The organism is Mesorhizobium monacense (assembly GCF_056781675.1).
Genome location: NZ_CM165567.1, coordinates 155,775 through 173,716 on the forward strand (window position 1 = coordinate 155,775; position 17,942 = coordinate 173,716).

At 64.9% G+C, this 17,942-nt stretch carries 17 protein-coding genes; 7 read left to right on the top strand and 10 right to left on the bottom strand.

Features of this window, described 5'->3' with window-relative positions; all coding sequences use genetic code 11:
• Position 1 precedes the first annotated feature (1 nt).
• Both phnH and phnG read right to left on the bottom strand, forming a co-directional pair.
• A complete protein-coding gene (gene phnH / locus AC1RUK_RS00690; protein WP_481837176.1) occupies positions 2 to 613 on the bottom strand; it encodes a phosphonate C-P lyase system protein PhnH in 612 nt (203 codons plus the stop codon).
• Positions 613 to 1,074, bottom strand: a complete 462-nt coding sequence (gene phnG / locus AC1RUK_RS00695; RefSeq protein ID WP_481837175.1) for a phosphonate C-P lyase system protein PhnG — start codon at positions 1,072 to 1,074, stop codon at positions 613 to 615. Before phnG ends, phnH begins: the two co-directional genes overlap by 1 nt.
• A 156-nt stretch (positions 1,075 to 1,230) precedes the next feature.
• Here phnG and phnF point away from each other — a divergent pair, with 156 nt between their 5' ends.
• Positions 1,231 to 1,977 (top strand): phosphonate metabolism transcriptional regulator PhnF, encoded by a 747-nt coding sequence (gene phnF, locus AC1RUK_RS00700; protein ID WP_481839611.1) that lies wholly within the window; start codon positions 1,231 to 1,233, stop codon positions 1,975 to 1,977.
• An 11-nt stretch (positions 1,978 to 1,988) separates the two neighbouring features.
• Here the strand turns inward: phnF and AC1RUK_RS00705 are convergent, their stop codons facing one another.
• The 7 genes from AC1RUK_RS00705 to AC1RUK_RS00735 all read right to left on the bottom strand — a co-directional run bounded on the left by AC1RUK_RS00705 (position 1,989) and on the right by AC1RUK_RS00735 (position 10,444).
• On the bottom strand, positions 1,989 to 2,816 hold the full coding sequence (locus tag AC1RUK_RS00705) for an amidohydrolase family protein (RefSeq protein WP_481837174.1): 828 nt from the start codon (positions 2,814 to 2,816) through the stop codon (positions 1,989 to 1,991).
• A 4-nt stretch (positions 2,817 to 2,820) separates the two neighbouring features.
• Positions 2,821 to 3,837, bottom strand: a complete 1,017-nt coding sequence (locus AC1RUK_RS00710; protein ID WP_481837173.1) for a zinc-binding alcohol dehydrogenase family protein — start codon at positions 3,835 to 3,837, stop codon at positions 2,821 to 2,823.
• Positions 3,838 to 3,904: 67 nt separating this feature from the next.
• Positions 3,905 to 4,870, bottom strand: coding sequence for an ABC transporter permease (locus AC1RUK_RS00715; protein WP_481837172.1), 966 nt, complete (start codon positions 4,868 to 4,870; stop codon positions 3,905 to 3,907).
• A complete protein-coding gene (locus AC1RUK_RS00720) occupies positions 4,867 to 6,420 on the bottom strand; it encodes a sugar ABC transporter ATP-binding protein (protein WP_481837171.1) in 1,554 nt (517 codons plus the stop codon). Before AC1RUK_RS00720 ends, AC1RUK_RS00715 begins: the two co-directional genes overlap by 4 nt.
• A gap of 126 nt (positions 6,421 to 6,546) precedes the next feature.
• Entirely contained in the window at positions 6,547 to 7,542 is a 996-nt protein-coding gene (locus tag AC1RUK_RS00725) for an ABC transporter substrate-binding protein (RefSeq protein ID WP_436173568.1), read from the bottom strand.
• Between the two features lie 337 nt (positions 7,543 to 7,879).
• Positions 7,880 to 8,878 carry an aldo/keto reductase gene (locus tag AC1RUK_RS00730; RefSeq protein ID WP_481837170.1) on the bottom strand — a complete coding sequence of 333 codons (999 nt, stop codon included), beginning with the start codon at positions 8,876 to 8,878 and terminating at the stop codon, positions 7,880 to 7,882.
• Positions 8,879 to 8,938: 60 nt separating this feature from the next.
• Positions 8,939 to 10,444 carry a UxaA family hydrolase gene (locus AC1RUK_RS00735; RefSeq protein WP_481837169.1) on the bottom strand — a complete coding sequence of 502 codons (1,506 nt, stop codon included), beginning with the start codon at positions 10,442 to 10,444 and terminating at the stop codon, positions 8,939 to 8,941.
• A 258-nt stretch (positions 10,445 to 10,702) separates the two neighbouring features.
• On the opposite strand from AC1RUK_RS00735, the gene AC1RUK_RS00740 reads away from it, so the two are divergent.
• The 6 genes from AC1RUK_RS00740 to gndA all read left to right on the top strand — a co-directional run bounded on the left by AC1RUK_RS00740 (position 10,703) and on the right by gndA (position 16,760).
• Entirely contained in the window at positions 10,703 to 11,620 is a 918-nt protein-coding gene (locus tag AC1RUK_RS00740) for a GntR family transcriptional regulator (RefSeq protein ID WP_481837168.1), read from the top strand.
• A gap of 204 nt (positions 11,621 to 11,824) precedes the next feature.
• A complete protein-coding gene (locus AC1RUK_RS00745; RefSeq protein WP_481837167.1) occupies positions 11,825 to 12,178 on the top strand; it encodes a DUF2946 family protein in 354 nt (117 codons plus the stop codon).
• Between the two features lie 98 nt (positions 12,179 to 12,276).
• Positions 12,277 to 12,825: a copper chaperone PCu(A)C gene (locus AC1RUK_RS00750; RefSeq protein WP_481837166.1), complete on the top strand. Its 549-nt coding sequence runs from the start codon at positions 12,277 to 12,279 to the stop codon at positions 12,823 to 12,825.
• Between the two features lie 42 nt (positions 12,826 to 12,867).
• Complete coding sequence (locus AC1RUK_RS00755) at positions 12,868 to 13,383, top strand: YcnI family copper-binding membrane protein (RefSeq protein WP_481837165.1); 516 nt, start codon at positions 12,868 to 12,870, stop codon at positions 13,381 to 13,383.
• A gap of 53 nt (positions 13,384 to 13,436) precedes the next feature.
• The gene (locus tag AC1RUK_RS00760; RefSeq protein ID WP_481837164.1) at positions 13,437 to 15,077 is read left to right on the top strand and encodes a copper resistance CopC/CopD family protein; all 1,641 of its coding nucleotides are present in this window, start codon (positions 13,437 to 13,439) and stop codon (positions 15,075 to 15,077) included.
• A gap of 255 nt (positions 15,078 to 15,332) precedes the next feature.
• Positions 15,333 to 16,760, top strand: coding sequence for an NADP-dependent phosphogluconate dehydrogenase (gndA, locus tag AC1RUK_RS00765; RefSeq protein WP_481837163.1), 1,428 nt, complete (start codon positions 15,333 to 15,335; stop codon positions 16,758 to 16,760).
• Here gndA and AC1RUK_RS00770 read toward each other — a convergent pair.
• Complete coding sequence (locus tag AC1RUK_RS00770) at positions 16,757 to 17,800, bottom strand: LacI family transcriptional regulator (RefSeq protein WP_481837162.1); 1,044 nt, start codon at positions 17,798 to 17,800, stop codon at positions 16,757 to 16,759. The genes gndA and AC1RUK_RS00770 overlap by 4 nt on opposite strands.
• Positions 17,801 to 17,942 lie beyond the last annotated feature (142 nt).

Below are 17,942 nucleotides of genomic sequence, written 5' to 3' on the forward strand. Positions count from 1 at the left end.
CTTACGCCTCCATCGTCTTGATGCGCGTCGTGCGCGGCAGGCAAGCGAGGCTGTCGGCGGTGGCCAGGATGATGTCGACGCCACGCGGAAAGCGCTGGTTGTTCTGCTTCCACTGTTCGACGAAGTGACGCGGCATCTGCGCCGGCGCGATGGTCGCACTGGTTTCTATGCCGGGGCCCTCGAGCAGCAGCGGCGCGCCAGAGGCAAGATCGGTGACCTGCAGGATCAGCGTCGTCGAGCGATCGGGATAATCCTGGGTGCCTTGCGAAAAGCCGTCCAGCGCCATCATTTCCGCGGGGTTGGCGATCAGCGCGAAATGCGCATCGGCCGGGGTGTTGGCTGAAGGCGCGCCGGTGTGGAAACCGAGCCAGGATTTGACGGCGGGTGCGGCTTGCAAGGGGAGATCGAGCCAGAGCGGCGTGTCGTTGTCGCAGAGCGCCAGGACGATAGCGCCAGCCGTCGCCGAAAGCGCCACCGGTGGGCGGGCAAAGGCCGGCAGGGCTTGCACGCTGCCCGGTCGCGCCATGGCATCCATCACGGCGCGAAACACCGTCTGGGCGTTGAACACCGGATCGGCGAAGCCGCCCTCGATCGCTTGCACAGCCAACCCCATCAGTCTTCTCCGCGCACCATGGTGAAGAAATCCACTTTCGTTGCCGCGGTCTCGGCGCGCCGCTGTTCGCGCGCCTCGACCAGGGCCGCCCGCAGCGGCGCGACCAGCCTGGTCTCGACCGCCTCGCGATGGGCGGGCTCCTGCCACAGCGCATCGGCGATCGCCGCCAGCTTCGCCTTCCGCTTGTCGCGACCGAGCGTGTAGCAATGGCCGACCTGTCCGGACGGCAGCCGGACCGTGGCGCGGGTGACGGTCGCCTCGCCGACATTGAAGGGCGCGCCGCCGCCGCCGATGCGGCCGCGCACGGTGACCAGGCCGGTTTCGGGGCCGCGCAGGAGTTCGGCTTCGAAGGGCAGGCCGGCCTCGTTCCAGAGGCGGGCGATGTCGTCGCCGGGCGACTGCGCCAGCGTCGCCATGATCGCCTTGCGTTCGGCCTGATCGCGGGCTTCCTGTCCTCGCATGGCGAGCTCCTTGCGTAGCGGCTAATTTGTCTATTGATATAGACAACCATACAAATTATACCTGTTAGCTAGCGCGAGTCCATGACGGGTGCATGACACCTGGCAAAAAGACTGGGTGAGCGAAAAGTCGGGGTGGGCAAGAAGATCGGGGTGGACATGATTGGGCAGCAAGTTGCCAGCATCGAACGGCGTAGCGGAGTTTCGCTTTGGCGGCAGATCGCTGACCAGATCCTGCATTCGATTGCCGATGGCGATTTTGCTGAAAACGCCGCGCTGCCGCCCGAAATAGCATTGGCCGAGCGCTATGGCGTCAACCGTCATACCGTGCGCACCGCCATCGCCGCCCTTGTGCAGGACGGGGTGCTGAGGGCGGAGCAAGGGCGCGGTACCTTCGTGCTGTCGCGCAAGCGGCTGTCCTATCCGATCGGCGCCCGCACGCGCTTTTCGACCGGCCTGCAAGGACAGGCGTCCGAACGGCATATCGTCCTGCTGACGTCGTCGGCCGAGCCGGCCAGCCGCCGCGTCGCAGAGGCCCTGGGTCTTGCCAGAGGATCCACCGTGGTTCGGCTGGAGACGCGCGGGGAAGCCGACGGGCATCCGGTGTCGCGCGCCAGCGCCTGGTTTGATGCCCAGCGCTTCGCCGGCATCGACGCTGCGATGGCGGAAACCGGATCGGTCACTGCTTCGCTCAAGCGCTTTGGGATCAACGATTATCTGAGGCAATCGACGGTGCTTTCGGCTCGCCACGCCGATGCCGCCGACCTCGCCGATCTCGACCTGCAGCCTGGCGCCATCGTGCTGGTTACGGTTGCCGTCAACATCACGCCAGACGGAAAGCCGATCCAGTTTTCCGAGTCGCGGTTTCCGGCCGAGCGGGTGGAGTTGAAATTGTCCGCCTTGTAGAATTCGAGCTGTCAGTCGATGCCGTAGAAAAGCGCGGCCGTGCCGCCGAAGATCTGATCGCGCGCGGCCGGCGAAAGACCGGCCACAAGTTCCTTCGCGGCGGCCAGCCAGTTCTCATAGGTGGCGGCCAGTTCGCAAACCGGCCAGTCGCTGCCGAACATCAGCCGTTCCGGGCCGAAGCAAGCGATGAGATGGTCGGCATAGGGTTTCAGGCCAGCGATCGACCAATTCGGGCCGGCTTCGGTGACCAGCCCGGAAAACTTGCACAGCACCGACGGTCTCTTGGCGAGCGCGGCCATGTCGCTTGCCCAAGGTTCGATGATGCCCCTGGCGATGAACGGCTTGGCAGCGTGGTCGACGACGATCGCCAACTCCGGAATGTGGTCGGCAAGTGCTGCGACCACCGGCAAATGACGCGGCTGCGCCAGCGCGTCGAAGCGCAGGTTCAGTTCGGGCAGCAGCCTCAGCGCCGCAAGGTGCTTTGGCTTCAAAATGTCGAACGTGTCGTCAATGTCCTGCAGCATCGGCCGGATGCCACGGAATTTCGGCCGTGCCGCCAGCCGGCGCAACGTCGCTTCGACGTCGTCGGCGCCGAGATCGACCCAGCCGACCACTGCGGCGATGCTCGGTTCGGTCTCGGCAAGGTCGAGCATGAACTCGGTCTCGGCCACTGTCGCCGCCGCCTGCACCACGACGGTTCGATCGATGCCGGCAGCGTTGAGATGCGGCTTAAGATCGGCTGGAAAGACATCGCGCACGATCGGCGCGACATGCGGCCCCATCCAGAAATAGTCGCCGCGGGCGATCTTCCAGTAGTGCTGGTGTGCGTCGATCCGCATCGTCTCATCCGACCTCGATGACGGCCTTGATCAGCCCGGATTTCTGATGCGCCCAGCGGGCGAGGTCAAGAGGCGTGCCGGCAAGCGTGGTCCGGTGGGTGACGAGCTTTGCCAGCGGCACCGCGCCGTTGCGGATCGAGGCGGCGACATGGTCGAAATCGGCGCCAAGCGCGTTGCGGCTACCGATCAGCGTCATCTCGCGCTTGTGGAACTCGGGATCGGAAAAGCCGATGTCGTCCTTGACGACGCTGACCAGCACAAGCGATCCGCCATGCGCGACATGGGCGAAAGCCGACTGCACCGACTGCGTGTTGCCGGTGGCGTCGAAGACCACGTCGAAACCCTCACCGCCGGTCGCATCCCGCACCAGGTCGGCGGCGGTGCCGCGTGAACCGTCCAGCGTTGCGAAGCCAAGCTCGCTTTCGGCGAAGCCGAGCCGCTCCATGCTCATGTCGAGCAGGCTCACATCGAGCCCGGCGATGCGGGCGAAAAGCGCCGTGCCGAGCCCGATCGGGCCAGCGCCGATAACCAATGTTCGGGCGCCGGGATCGGCGCGCGCGCGGCGCACCGCATGCGCACCAATCGCCAGGAATTCGACGGCTGCGGCATCGGCCAACGACAGTCCGCTTGCCGGATAAAGGTTTTGCGCCGGCACCAGTATCTGTTCGCACATGGCGCCGTCGCGGTGGACGCCGAGCACCTCGATCCTGACGCAGCAATTCGGCTTGCCGTGCCGGCAGGCGATGCATCTGCCGCAGGCGAGATAGGGATTGATGATCACCGGTTCGCCGATGGCAAGGGCTACGCCGTCGCCCTTGTCGGCGACCGTGCCCGAGACCTCGTGGCCCATGATGCGCGGATAGGCGAGGAACGGGTGCTTGCCTTCGAAGATGTGGTAATCGGTGCCGCAGATGCCGACATGACTGACGGCGACCAATGCCCATCCCGATGGCGGCGAGCCGGGCGCCGGACGGTCCTCCACGACAAGATCACCGGGCGAGCGGCAGACGACGGCTTTCATGCTTCAATCCAATTCATGAAACCGCCGGCCCTCGCTTTCGCGAGGCCGGCGGCCGCTTGGGAGGGACTTACTTGCCGCGGCGGCGCAGGCCGTCGAAGTAGACGATGACGATGATCAGCACGCCGGTGATGATGCGCTGCCAGAAGGCGTTGACGTTGAGCAGGTTGGCGCCATTGTTGATGGTGGCGAGGATGAAGGCGCCGAGCAGCGGTCCGTGCACGGAGCCGACCGCGCCGAACAGCGAGGTGCCGCCGATCACCGAGGAGGCGATCGCCTGCAGTTCCCAGCCTTCGGCCTGGGTCGGATTGCCGATGCCGATGCGCGATGCCAGCAGCACGCCGACGAAGGCGGCGCACAGGCCGGACAGCGTGTAGGCCATGTAGATGGTGCGCTGGACGTTGACGCCCGACAGGCGCGAGGCCTCGGCATTGGAGCCGACCGAGAACAGATAGCGGCCCCAGCGGCTGTGATGCAGGAAGACGTAGGCCGGGATGCCGACCAGGATCACCATCCAGAACAGATTGGGGACGCCGACAAAGGAGCTGCGCGAGAATTCCTGGAAGGCGTCGTTGTTGATCGAGATCGAGTTGCCGTTGGTCATCAGCAAGCCGATGCCGCGCAGCGAGGTCAGCGTCGCCAGCGTGATGATGAAGGGCGGCAGGCCCATCTTGACGATGCCGAAGCCATGGAACAGGCCGATGGCGACCCCGACCAGCAAGGTGATCAGGATGGCGAGGAAGACCGGCACGCCGGCATTGATCAGCATGGCGGCGATGACGGTGGCAAAGCCGACCACGGCGCCGACGGACAGGTCGATGCCGCCGGTGATGATGACGAAGGTCTGGCCGACCGCCAGGATGGCGATCATCGAACCCTGACGCAGCAGGTTCGAAATGTTGTTGCCCGAGGCGAAGCTCTGCGTCGCCACCGACAGGATGACCCACAACAGAACCAGCAGCGCCAGCAGCGTCAGCCCGAACAGGGCGTTGTAGTTACGTTTCGGTTTTTCGGCGGCAATGGCCTCGGTGCTCATTTCTGTCCTCCCAGCTTTTCTTGTTTCTCGGCGAGCGCCTGCGTGAGAATGTCCTCGTGATTGGCGGTGCGGAACCCATGCGTGGCCACCAGCTTGCCGCGCCGGAACACGTGCAGCGTGTCGGCCAGCTCATAGACCTCCGGCAAATAGGACGAGATCAGGATGATGCCGGCGCCCTTGGACAGCAGTGCTCCGAACAGGCGGTAGATCTCGGCCTTGGTGCCGACATCGACGCCGACCGTCGGCTCGTCGAAGATGAACAGCTTGGCGCCGTGCGCCAGCCATTTGCCGATGACGATCTTCTGCTGGTTGCCGCCGGACAGGCTGGAGGCGAGCGCGCTCCGCGTCGGCGTCTTGATCCTGAGGCCGGCGATCTGGCGATCGGCCTCGGCCTTCTCCTTTGCGCCCGAGATCAGCATGTTGCTGGAGATGCGCTTGTAGATCGGCAGGTTGAGATTGAGGCCGACCGGCAAATTGAGGCACAGGCCTTGGTCGCGGCGGCTCTCCGGGGCAAGTGCCATGCCGAGCCTGATCGCGTCGTGTTCGGAATTGACCTGGACCGGCTTGCCTTCCCACAGGATCTGGCCGGCCGACTTGCGGTGGCGGCCGTAAAGCGTGGTGACGAACTCGCTGCGCCCTGCACCGATCAGCCCATAGAGGCCGACGATCTCGCCGGCGCGCACCGACATCGACACATTCTCGAAGCCCTTGCCCGACAGGTTCTTCGCTTCGACGATCATCGCGCCGGGCGTAAAATGCTCCTTATGGTAGACCTGCTCGATCGAGCGGTTGATCATCATCTTGACCAGTTCGGCGTCGTTGGTCTCGGCAATGTTCCTGGTGCCGACCAGTGTGCCGTCGCGCAGCACCGAGACGCGGTCGGCGAGCTCGAACACCTCTTCCATGCGGTGGCTGATGTAGATGATGGTGACGCCTTCGCCCTTCAGCCGGCGGATCAGCTTGAACAGCTGGTCGGCCTCCTTGCGGGTGAGGTAGGCGGTCGGCTCGTCGAAGATCAGGAATTTCGTGCCGCGCACCGTGGCGCGGGCGGCGGCGATCAGCTGCTGTTGGCCGATGGTGAGATCGCCGAGCACGACATGCGCCGGCAGGTCGAAGCCGAGATCGTCGATGATCTTCTGCGCGTCCTTGACCATGGCCCGCTGCTGCAGGATGCCGTAGCGCGCGTTCTCCTCGCCGAGGAACATGTTGGCCGCGACCGTCAGGTGGCGGCAGAGCACGACCTCCTGGTGGACGGCATTGATGCCGAGCGCCATCGCCTCGTGCGGGGTCGCCAGCGCTTCGGGCTTGCCCTCCCAGATGACGTCGCCGGAGGTGCGCGGCATGACGCCGGTCAGAAGCTTGATCAAAGTGGACTTGCCGGCGCCGTTCTCGCCGACGATGGCGTGGATCTCGCCGGACTTGAAGGCGAGGTCCACCGGCTTCAGCGCGTGCGTGCCGGGATACCGCTTCTCCAGCCCCTTGAGTGCGAGGATCGTCCTGCCGGGCTCCAGGGTCGGGGCCGGGTGCAGTTCCTGCGCCGTGGACGTCATGACAATCCTCCCAGATTGGTCCTGCGATTAGGCACCTAGACTAGAGGCTGCCGCATCCCGATGGTGTCGGGTTGCGGGGTGTCTCTGGGGCAAGGGGCCCCAGAGACGATGCGCCTGCGGCGGTGCTTAGTCGAGCTTCGGGTTGAGCAGCGCGTCGATCTTCGGCTCTTTCATGTTGGCCTTGGTGACCAGATTGGCGCCGGTGTCGACATTGGCTTCGACCTTCTCGCCCTTCGAGGCGGCGAGCGCGGTCTTGATGCCGTCATAGCCCATCCGGTACGGGTCCTGGACGACGAGGCCGGAAATGACGCCGTCATTGAGGAACTTGATCAGCTTCTCGTCGCTGTCGAAACCGATCAGGCCAACCTTGCCGGCAAGGTTGTTCTCGGCGATCGCCTGGCCGACGCCCTGCGCCATGATCAGGTTGGATGCGAAGATGCCCTTCAGGTCAGGATTGGCGGTGATCAGGTCGGTCGCGATGTTGAGGCCGGTCGTGGCCTGGCCGTCGGCATATTTGTCGGCAACCAGTTCGAGGCCCGGATATTTCGCCTTGAGCTGTTCCTTGAAGCCTTGAGCGCGCTGCTCGAGCGAGCCGGCGCCGGGAAGCGCGGTGATCAGCGCAACCTTGCCCTCGACCTTGCCGCCATTGGCCTCGCCGATGGCCGCGGCGAGACCGTCAGCGGCAACGCGGCCGCCCTGGACGTTGTCGGTGGTCAGGAACGAGGTGAAGGCCTTGGAGTCGGCACCGGAGTCGATGCCGATGATCTTGACCTTGGTGGCAGCCTCGTCGATCGGCTTGCCGAGCGCCTTGGCTTCGGTCGGCGCGATGACGACGGCGGCCGGGTTGCCGGCGACGGCGTTCTCGAGGATCGAGATCTGGCCGTTGACGTCGGTTTCGGCCTGGGCGCCGAGTTCCGGCACGTTGACACCGAGGTCTTTGCCGGCCTTGCGGGCGCCGGCCAGAACGATCTGCCAGTAGAAGGAGGTAGTGTCCTTGACGATGATCGGGATTGTCACGTCCGCCGCCGAAGCCGGCGCCGTGTGCATGGCGCCTGCGAGCATCGAGGCGGCCGCGAGTGCCACGAAGGCGCGGCGGTTGAGAATGCTGGTCACGAATTTCATGAGGGTTCCTCCCTAGATCGCCCGGTGAAGGTTACGGAAGCTCCATTCGGATAGGCGCGGCCCAAACAGAACTTTATCAATAAAAAACATTTGCCGCTTTTTGATAGTGCATCGATCCGGCCGACGCAAGCGGTGTTTCGTATCGTCTCCGCGTGGCCTCGACAGGAGGCAAGCCTCCCTTCGCCGGTCCTCATTGCCACGTTCGGATGCTTCCGATCCTCTCTGATCGATATGGAATATTAATTCCATTACGATGTCAATATGGAATGTTCATTCTCTCGCGATCGTGAAGCCGTTTTTCATGCCGACCACCTGGGCGGACAATAGGCTCGTTGCCTCAGCCAAGCGCCTGCACCACCGTATGGGGATCGTATCTGGCGAACTCTGCCGGCAGCACAGGAGTTTCGAGCAGTTCCAGATTGCGCGTCAGATTGGCCGGCTTGGCGGTGCCGGTCAGCACGGAGGCGACGACCGGCTCATGCAGCGGGAACTGGAAGGCTGCCGCCGCGAGCGGGTAGCCGCCCTCGGCGGCGATCTTCTCCATCGCGCCGACGCGGTCGAGAATGTCCTTGCTGGCCGGCTGATAGTCGAAATGCGCGCCCTGCACCGGGCCGGTTGCCAGTATGCCCGAGTTGAACACGCCGCCGATGATCAGCGAGGTCTGCCGCTCCCTACACAGCGGCAGCAATTCGGCTTCGGCGCTGCGGTCGAGCAGCGAGTAGCGGCTGGCGAGCAGAATGCAGTCGAGCGGCGCACGGTTGAGCACGTCGAGGCAGATCTGCACTTCATTGACACCGAGGCCATAGGCGGAAATCGTGCCGGACGTCTTCAGCTCATCGAGCGCCTTCAGCCCGCCATCCATCAGCTGGCGGAAATGCAGCTTCGTCTTCTCGACGCCGTGCGTGTAGGTGCCGATGTCGTGGACAAACAGGATGTCTATCCTGTTTAGGCCGAGCCGGGCATAGGAGAATTCGACCGAGCGCATGATACCGTCATAGGAATAATCGTAGTCGAGCGCGAAGGGCAGCGGATCGACATAGGAGTGATCGGGAACCTGGTCCTCCGGCACGGGGCGGAACAGCCGGCCGACCTTGGTCGAAAGCACATAGGAGTCGCGCGGCTTATAGCGCAGGAAGTCGCCGAAGCGGCGTTCCGACAGGCCGAAACCGTAGAAGGGCGCGGTATCGAAATAGCGCAGGCCAGCGTCCCAGGCGGCCTGCAGCGTTTCCATCGCCACATCGCGCGGGCAGGCCCGGTAGAGCCCGCCGATCGCCGCGCCGCCGAAGCTTATCTCGGTGACGTCGAGCGCAGTTGTGCCGATGCGGCGCTTGTCCATGCAAAGCCTCCCCTTCCGGCCGCTGGCCGGTTCGCAGATGTCTGGTTGGTCGTGGCTGGTCTACAGCGTCGCACCGAGGTGCCAGGGCACGAACTCGTTGTCGCCGTAGCCGAACTCCTCGCTCTTGGTCTTGCGGCCCGAAGCCGTCTCGACGATCAATTCAAAGATCTCGCGGCCCATGCCGGCGATGGTCTTCTCGCCGGAAGCGATGACGCCGCAGTTGACGTCCATGTCCTCTTCCATGGTGTGATACATGGTCGAGTTGCTGGCGACCTTGATCGACGGCGTCGGACGGCAGCCGAAGCAGGAGCCGCGGCCGGTGGTGAAGACAATGACATTGGCGCCGCCGGCCACCTGGCCGGTGGCCGAGACCGGGTCGTAGCCGGGCGTATCCATGAACACCAGGCCGTGTCCGGTGACCTTCTCGGCGTAGCCGAAAACGCCGTTGAGCGGCGTCTGGCCGCCCTTGGCGACCGCGCCCAGCGACTTCTCCAGGATGGTGGTCAGGCCGCCGCGCTTGTTGCCGGGCGAGGGGTTGTTGTCGATCGAGGCGCCATGCTTGGCGACATGGTCCTCCCACCATTTGACGTAGCTGTCGAGCTTGGCGGCGATCTCCGGAGACGCCGCGCGGTAGGCCAGCAGATGCTCGGCGCCGTAGATCTCTGTCGTCTCGGACAGAATGCCGATGCCGCCGACACCGGCGAGGATGTCGACGGCGGCACCCAGCGCCGGATTGGCGGTGATGCCGGACATGCCGTCGGAGCCGCCGCACTGCAGGCCGACGACGATCTCGCTGACCGGGATCGGCTCACGCTTCAACTGGCCGACTTCCTCGGCGATCTCGGCCAGCACGCCCATCGCCCTCTCGACCGATTTGCGCGACCCACCGGCCTCCTGGATGTTGAAATGGCGTTTGCCGGCAGCGACGCCCTTTTGGCCGTAGAGGGTAAGCTGGTTGACCTCGCAGCCCAGCCCGACCATCAGCACGCCGCCGAAATTCGGGTGGCGGGCATAACCGGCCAGCGTGCGGTGCAGGACCATCATGCCGTCGCCGGTGCCGCTCATGCCGCAGCCCTGGCCGTGGACGATGGGCACGAAGCCGTCGATCCCCGGATATTTCGGCAGCAGCTCGCGGTTGGCCTGGTCGGCGATGGCGTGGCAGACGGTGGCCGAGCAATTGACGCTGGCGACGATGCCGATGAAGTTGCGCGTGCCGGCGCGGCCGTCGGCACGGCGGTACCCCGTGAAAGTGCGAGCGCGGTCGGCCTCGGTGGCGTGCTCGGCCTCGCTCGGCGGCACAACGGGCAGGCGGCCGGACTCGAAGACCAGATTGTGCGAATGGACATGCTCGCCCGGCGCGATGTCCTGCGTGGCGCGGCCGATCGCCTGGGCATACTTCACCACCGCCTCGCCGGTCGCGATCGGCTTGATCGCCACCTTGTGGCCGGGCTCGATCAGCGCGGCGGCAACGGCGCCGCCCGGCAGCGCCGTGCCGATCTCGATGCGGCCATTGGCGACCGCGACATTGTCGGCCGGGGAAAGAAGAATGCTGTTTGCGGCGTTCACGGGCAGTTTCCTGGGGGTTCCTGGGATGCGCTGGCGGATTGACATCAGCCTGTTAGCAGATAATGTCTTTTATCGTGAAAAAACATTTTTACGTCAATTGTTTTTTCGAAAGACCGTGCGCCCGGTGGATGCATGGAGGATAGGAGCCGCGCCTGACACGGAAAGCGATTCCGCTTTTTTCGAGCATGCGCTAGGAACATCTGTCATAGCGCGCTTCAAGCCGGCCACAGCAAGCGCCGGCGCGCAACGGGGCAGGGGATGTCGAAGAGCAACAACGTCTACAAGGACGCCTACAACCGCTGTTTGCGGCTGCTCGATGAAACAAGGAGCCTGCCGTCGGAGCCGGAACTCGGCACGCTGCTCGGCGTCAGCCGCACGACGGTGCGCAGCATTTTGGCGCGCATGGAAGAGACCGGGCTGATCGCCTGGAACAAGCGCAGCAAGACGGTCTTGCGCGCGCCGCGGCCGGACGATTTCTTTCCAAACGAAGAAACCGACACGCTGGCCGAGATCATCGAGCGCTCCTTCATGCGGCGGTTGCTTGCCGGCGGTGCGGAAGCGGGCATGCAGATCAACGAGCTCGAGCTGGCACGCGAGATCGGCGTCGGCACCACCAGCGTGCGTGAGTTCCTGATCCGCTTTTCCCGCTTCGGCTTGATCGAGAAGCGGCGGAACAGCCACTGGGTGCTGAAAGGCTTTACCCGCGCCTTTGCGCTCGAACTGACCGAAATCCGCGAGATGTTCGAGCTGCGCTCGGCGGCTGCCTTCGCCGCGCTGCCGGAAGAAAGCCCGGTGTGGGCCGATCTCGACCGGCTGGAGGACGAGCATCGCCTGCTGGCGCGCGAGATCGCCACCCGCTTCAACGAATTTTCCGAGCTGGACGAGCGCTTTCACCGGCTGATCCACCGCGCCTCGCACAACCGCTTCATCGTCGATTTCTACGACGTCATCGCCATGATCTTCCATTACCACTACCAGTGGAACAAGGCGCAAGAGCGCGAACGCAACGAAGTCGCGGTGGCGGAGCATCTGGTCTATATCGCGGCGCTCAAATCGCGTGATCTCGGCAAGGTCGACGCCGCCTGCCGCAAGCATCTGAAGTCGGCGCGCAACACGCTCTTGACCTCCATCCCCGAGGCCGGCAGCCGCAACGTGCCTGACGCGCGTCGTGCCTGACCGGATCGATGCGGCGCGCCTAATTTATTGTCTATGCATGTCGTTGTCCCAAAACCGCTGCGCACTTTTGGGCGACATGCATTGGTCGTGCCGCGTTGCCGCAGCAATGATTTGACGATTTTCGCCCCGTCGGCCCCGTGCTAGGTATCTGCCGTTGCTGATCAAAGAGGCAGGTCCTTGAACATCCGGCGGAGACGATGGAGCATGCCGGCCGCGCTTGTCGCGGCCTATCTGCTGCTTATCCAGTCGACGCTCGGCGCGTTCGCTTTCGGCACGACGCAGGATGCTGCGCTGCTCGACGCCTTCGGCAACGTCATCTGTACCCATGAGGGCGCTGCCCAGCCACCCGGCGGCGATCCGCACCAACAGCACGTGCCGGCCTGCTGCATGCTCGGCTGCAGCACGGCTTCTGCGGTTCATGCGCCGCCGCCCGATGCCGGCGCATTGGCCACGGGGCTCTCCTTCGAGGCCGTCGCCTTCGTGCTGCCGGCCTTCAGGCATCTCGATTTCGCCCGTGATCGCTCTCCATCGAATCCGCGTGCGCCACCGGCGTCCTGAGCAAACGCGGCCTCGCGGAACCTTTCGCGGGCGCACTCATCCAACGCTGAACTGTTCGCGACCGGCCAACGGCGCGATAACGTATCCATGGAGCCATCATGTCTCACTTCCTCCGTGCCGCCGCGCATGCGCGCGCACCCGGCCACAGAAATACCCTCCTGCTCGAGCAACGCCTCGGCATCCTTGTCGTCGCCCTCGCCTTGCTGTTCGTCGGCGCCCAGTCGGCCTTCGCACATGAATTCAAGGTCGGCGACCTCGAGATCGAACATCCCTGGTCGCGGGCAACGCCGGCCGGCGCCAAGGTGGGGGGCGGCTATTTCACCGTCACCAACAAAGGCAGCGCGCCGGACCGCCTGCTGTCGATTTCGTCCGATATCTCTGACAAGGCCGAGCTGCATGAGATGGGGGTCAAGGACGGCGTCATGACAATGCGGCCGGTCAGCGGCGGTCTCGAAATCCCTGCCGGCGGCAAGGTCGCGCTAAAGCCCGGCGCCTATCATCTGATGTTCTTCGGCCTCAAGCGCCAGCCCAAGCAAGGCGAGACGTTCTCCGCCACGCTGACCTTCGAGAAGGCCGGCAGCGTCACCGTCGAGTTCGCCGTCGAAGGCATGGGCGAAACGGGTGGGATGGACGATCACGCCAATTGAGCCGACCAGTTTCCACAAATTTTGAGAATCAGAGAGACCATCATGAACAATTATCTTTTGTCCGCCGGGGCGCTTTTCGTCGGGACAAGTGCTGCCTTCGCGCACATCACGCTCGAAACCCAGGAAGCGCCCGTCGGCTCGACCTACAAGGCCATCCTGCGCGTGCCGCATGGCTGTGAGGGCAAGGCGACGACCGCTGTGCGCGTGCAGATCCCGGAAGGGGTGATTTCGGTGAAGCCGATGCCGAAGCCCGGCTGGACGCTGCAGACCAAGAAAGGCAGGTACGAGAAATCCTACGAGCTTTATGGCGAGGCGGTGACGTCGGGCGTCAAGGAAGTCGACTGGAGCGGTGGCAGCCTGCCGGATGAATTCTACGACGAGTTCGTCTTCCGCGCCTCCCTGGCGGCCGATCTTCCAGCCGGCGAGACGCTGTACTTCCCGGTGGTGCAGGAATGCGAGGGTGCTGCCGAGCGCTGGATCGAGATTCCGGCGGCCGGGCAAGATGAGGACGCGCTGGAGAACCCGGCGCCCGGCCTCAAGCTGTTGCCGAAGAAATGATCTTCTCGGGCGGCGCGTTCGAAAGCGCGCGCCGCCGTCTTCATGGCGGTTGCATGAGCGCGGCATTCTTCGGCAAGACGATGTACATATCCGGCAAGCGTGCCGGCCGGCTTGCCCTTGGGCTTCTGGCTGTCCTTGTGCTGCTCGTGGTTCTCGGTCTGCCGGAGCGGGCGTTGGCCCACGCGGCGCTGATCAACACCGATCCCGCTGACGGCGCGGTGCTGGCGCAAGGCCCGGGGCAATTTTCGCTGACCTTCAGCGAGCCGGTGTCGCCGCTCGTGCTCACCCTCGTGCGGCCCGACGGCACATCGCTTGCGCTGACCTCGTTTCGCCTCAGCGACCAGACCGTCGCCATCGACAATCCACAGAAGCTGAAGCCGGGCACCCATGTGCTGAGCTGGCGGGTGATTTCCTCCGATGGCCATCCGGTCGGCGGCTCGGTGCTGTTTTCCATCGGCGCGCCGAGCACGCCGCCGGTGGCTGCCGAGCCGGTCGACTGGGATTTGCGGTCGGCGATCTGGCTCGGCAAGATCCTGCTCTATGTCGGCTTGTTTCTCGGCGTCGGTGGCGCCTTCGCGCTTGCCTGGCTGGCCGAGAGCGGGCGGTGTGGGCAGCGCTTCGTCATCACCGCGCTCCTCGCCGGGCTGATCGCTGCGCCGGTTTCGTTGGGCTTGCAGGGGCTGGATGCGCTCGCGGTGCCGCTTGCCCAGTTCGACGCGTCCGTGGTGTGGCGCACAGCGCTCGACACCAGTTTCGGCTGGACGGTTCTGATCGCGCTGGTCGCGCTCGGCCTTGGCCTGCTGTCGCTGGTCGCACCGCGCGGCGTTTCAAAGCCGCTTGCTCTGGCGGGGCTGGCGGGCGTCGGTGCCGCGCTTGCCGCCAGCGGCCATGCCAGTGCCGCCGAACCGCAATGGCTGACGCGACCGATGGTGTTCCTGCATAGCATGGGCATCGCCTTCTGGGCCGGCGCGCTGGCGCCGCTCGGCCTTGCGGTGCGCTGGCAGCCGGCAGAGGCCGGGCCATTCCTGCGCCGGTTTTCCCGTGCGATCCTGCCGGTCGTCGCCGTGCTCACCGCCGCCGGCATCGTGCTTGCCGTCATCCAGGTGCAGACGCCCGCGGCACTGGTCAACACCGGCTATGGCCGGCTTTTGCTGGTCAAGCTGGTGTTGCTGCTCTTTCTGTTCACGCTCGCTACCGTCAACCGCTGGACGCTCACCGCGCCCGCCGAAGCCGGCGCAACCGAGGTGCAGCGACGGCTGGTCCGCTCGATCGGCGCCGAAGTATTGATCGTGCTCGCCATCTTCGCCGTCGCCGCCGGCTGGCGCTTCACGCCGCCGCCGCGCGCGCTAGCGATCGCCGCCGCACAGCCCGCGTCGGTGCATATCCACACGCTGACGGCGATGGCCGATCTTAGCATCACGCCCGGCCATGCCGGGCCGGTCATCGCCTCGATGGTGCTCATGACCGGCGATTTCGGCCCGCTCGACGCCAAGCAGGTGACGCTGGTGCTGTCCAAGCCCGATTCCGGCATCGAGCCGATCAAGCGCTCGGCGACCAAGCCCGGCGACGGCAGCTGGCGCGTCGATGATCTCGTCATCCCCGTCCCCGGCCGGTGGACAGCGCGGCTCGACATCCTCGTCTCGGACTTCGAGATGGTGAAGATCGAAGCGCCGATCGACATCCGCGCGGAGTGATATTCAGGTGATGCCGGCCTGCGAACGGCGGTTTTCTGCGCTCCCGGTGCTCACGTACTTTAAGTACGCTCCGCTCCGGTTCTCGAGAACCACCATTCTCGGCTCGGCCTGACCTGAATCTCACGCATCGCTGCCTCGACACAATTCGGCGAGGCGGTTGACGCCGCCGCGAAGGCCCGTCATTCATCACGGGAACAGGGGCATCCCCTCAAAAATCGCGGCCTCAACAAAAGATCCGAAAGCAGGGAAGAAACGATGGAAAAAGCCGAAATCGGCCTGATCGGCCTTGGCACGATGGGCTCCAACCTGGCGCTCAACATCGCCGAGCACGGGCACCGCATCGCCGTCTACAACCGCACAGCGGCGCGCACCGACGCCTTTGTCGAGAGTGCCGGCGCGCTGAAGGACATGGTGGTGCCCTGCTACAGCCTGGAGGAACTGGCCGCCGCGATCCGGCCGCCGCGGCCGATCATCATCATGGTGCTGGCCGGCAAGCCGGTCGACGAACAGATCGCAGCACTGCGCGGGGTGCTGTCCGACAACGACATCGTCATCGATGCCGGCAACGCCAATTTCCGTGACACGATGCGGCGCTTCTCCGAGCTCAACGGCTCGGGCCTCACCTTCATCGGCATGGGTGTGTCCGGCGGCGAGGAGGGCGCGCGCCATGGTCCGTCGATCATGGTCGGCGGCACCGAAGAGAGCTGGAAGCGTGTCGAGAGCGTGTTGACCGCGATTTCGGCCAAGTTCAAGGACGAACCGTGCGCGGCCTGGCTCGGCACCGACGGCGCCGGCCATTTCGTCAAGACCATCCACAATGGCATCGAATATGCCGACATGCAGATGATCGCCGAGATCTACGGCATATTGCGTGACGGCTTGGGCATGGGGCCGAAGGAGATCGGCGCCGTGTTCGCCGACTGGAACCAGGGCCGGCTCAATTCCTACCTGATCGAGATCACCGCCAAAGTGCTGGCCGCCGACGATCCCAAGACCGGCAAGCCGGTGGTCGATATCATCCTCGACCGCGCCGGCCAGAAGGGCACCGGCAAATGGTCGGTCATCGAGGCGCAGCAGCTCGGCATTCCGGCCACCGCCATCGAAGCGGCGGTGGCGGCGCGCGTGCTGTCGTCGATCAAGGATGAGCGGCAGGCGGCGGAAAAAGCCTATGGCAACAGCGGCGTGACGAAGATTTCCGGCGACAAGGCCGCGCTGCTCAGGGATCTCGAACTGGCGCTGTTCGCCGGCAAGATCGCCGCCTATGCGCAAGGCTTCGCTGTCATGAGCGGCGCTTCGAAAGAGTTCAACTGGAACCTGCCGATGCCGACCATCGCCAAGATCTGGCGGGCAGGCTGCATCATCCGTTCGCAAATGCTGGATACGATGGCTGAGGCTTTCGGCTCCGGCGGCGCGGCCACCAACCTCCTGATGGCGCCGGCCTTCATCGCCATGATGCAGGAGGCGCATCCGTCGCTAAGGCGCATTGTGGCGCGAGCATCCGAGGCTGGCGCGCCGGTGCCGGCGCTGTCTTCGGCGCTCGCCTATTTCGACAGCTACCGCCAGGGCCGCGGCACCTCGAACCTGATCCAGGCGCAGCGCGATTTCTTCGGCGCGCACGGCTTCGAGCGCATCGGCGAGCAGGGCGCCTTCCATGGCCCGTGGGGAAGTGGAGCGGCCGGCTAGCCCTGATAGGCAACAACTTCGCCGGGCAGGCTCATGCTCTGCAAGGAACCGGGGGCGGCGCCACCGATCAAGCCGAGCACCGAGCGGGCAAGTTCGGAGCCGGCCAGCCGGAAGTTCTCGTTGACTACGAGTAATTCGCGCCGGAACAGATGTAGCAGGTCCGATGACTGTTTCGATACGACATCGACGTCGCGGCCGAGCTTCAGGCCCGCGTCCTCGATGCCGGCGACGATGGCCAGCGTCGCGGCTGCGGCGCTGCTGACGAAGCCGTCCGGCCTGTCGTCGCGGCGCATCAGCTGCGCGGTGCGCATCCTGATCTGCTCGATCGAGTGGTCGATCGAAACCGTGTTGAACGGCACCTCACTGGCGCCGACCTCGCTCAGGGCATCGGCAAAACCGTTTACCGTGTGGCCGTGATAGGTCAGGCCCACGGGCGGTGTCAGCAGAGCGAGCCTGCGGCGGCCGATGCCGGCCAGATGGCGCACCGCCTCGGCCGCGAAGGCATAGTTGTCGAAATCATGGTAGGGGTGGATCAGCCCCATATCCGTGCGACCATGCGTGGCGAAGGGGATGCCGCGCTCCAGCATGTAGCGGGCCCTCGGATCGTTCGGCTGCGTGCGCGAAATGATGACGCCGTCGGCGGAGCCGGTTTCCACCAGATAGCGGATAGGATCGAGCGGATCCTGCGAGCGCGAATAGGGCGTGACGATCAGGTGGTAGGGCGTGTCGGCGATCACTTCCGAGACGCCGTAGATGATGTCCGAGACAAAGCTCATGATCTCGCGCTCGGTGTTGAGCACGAGGCTGATGACGTTGGTCTTGCCGGTTCTGAGACGCACCCCGGCACGGTTCGGCCGGTAGCCGATCTGCCTGGCGACGAGCTGGACGCGTCGCCTGGTCTCGGCACCGATCTCGGGCGCGTCCTTCAGCGCGCGCGATACGGTGGTGACACCGAGGCCGGTCATGAAGGCAAGCGTCTTCAGCGTCGGGCGCTCGTGCGCCGACGCTTCGTCGTCCTTGTCTGTCTGATCCCTGTCCATTCGTCCCGCCCGTCAGGCGCATAGCAGTTGCCGGGCAGGCCGGCAATCGCCGGGGCCGCGACGCGCGACTTCCACCTGGCGAAACCTCAATACACTGAAACGTTACAGATTGTCACGAGCGACACGTGGGCGGCTGTGGCAG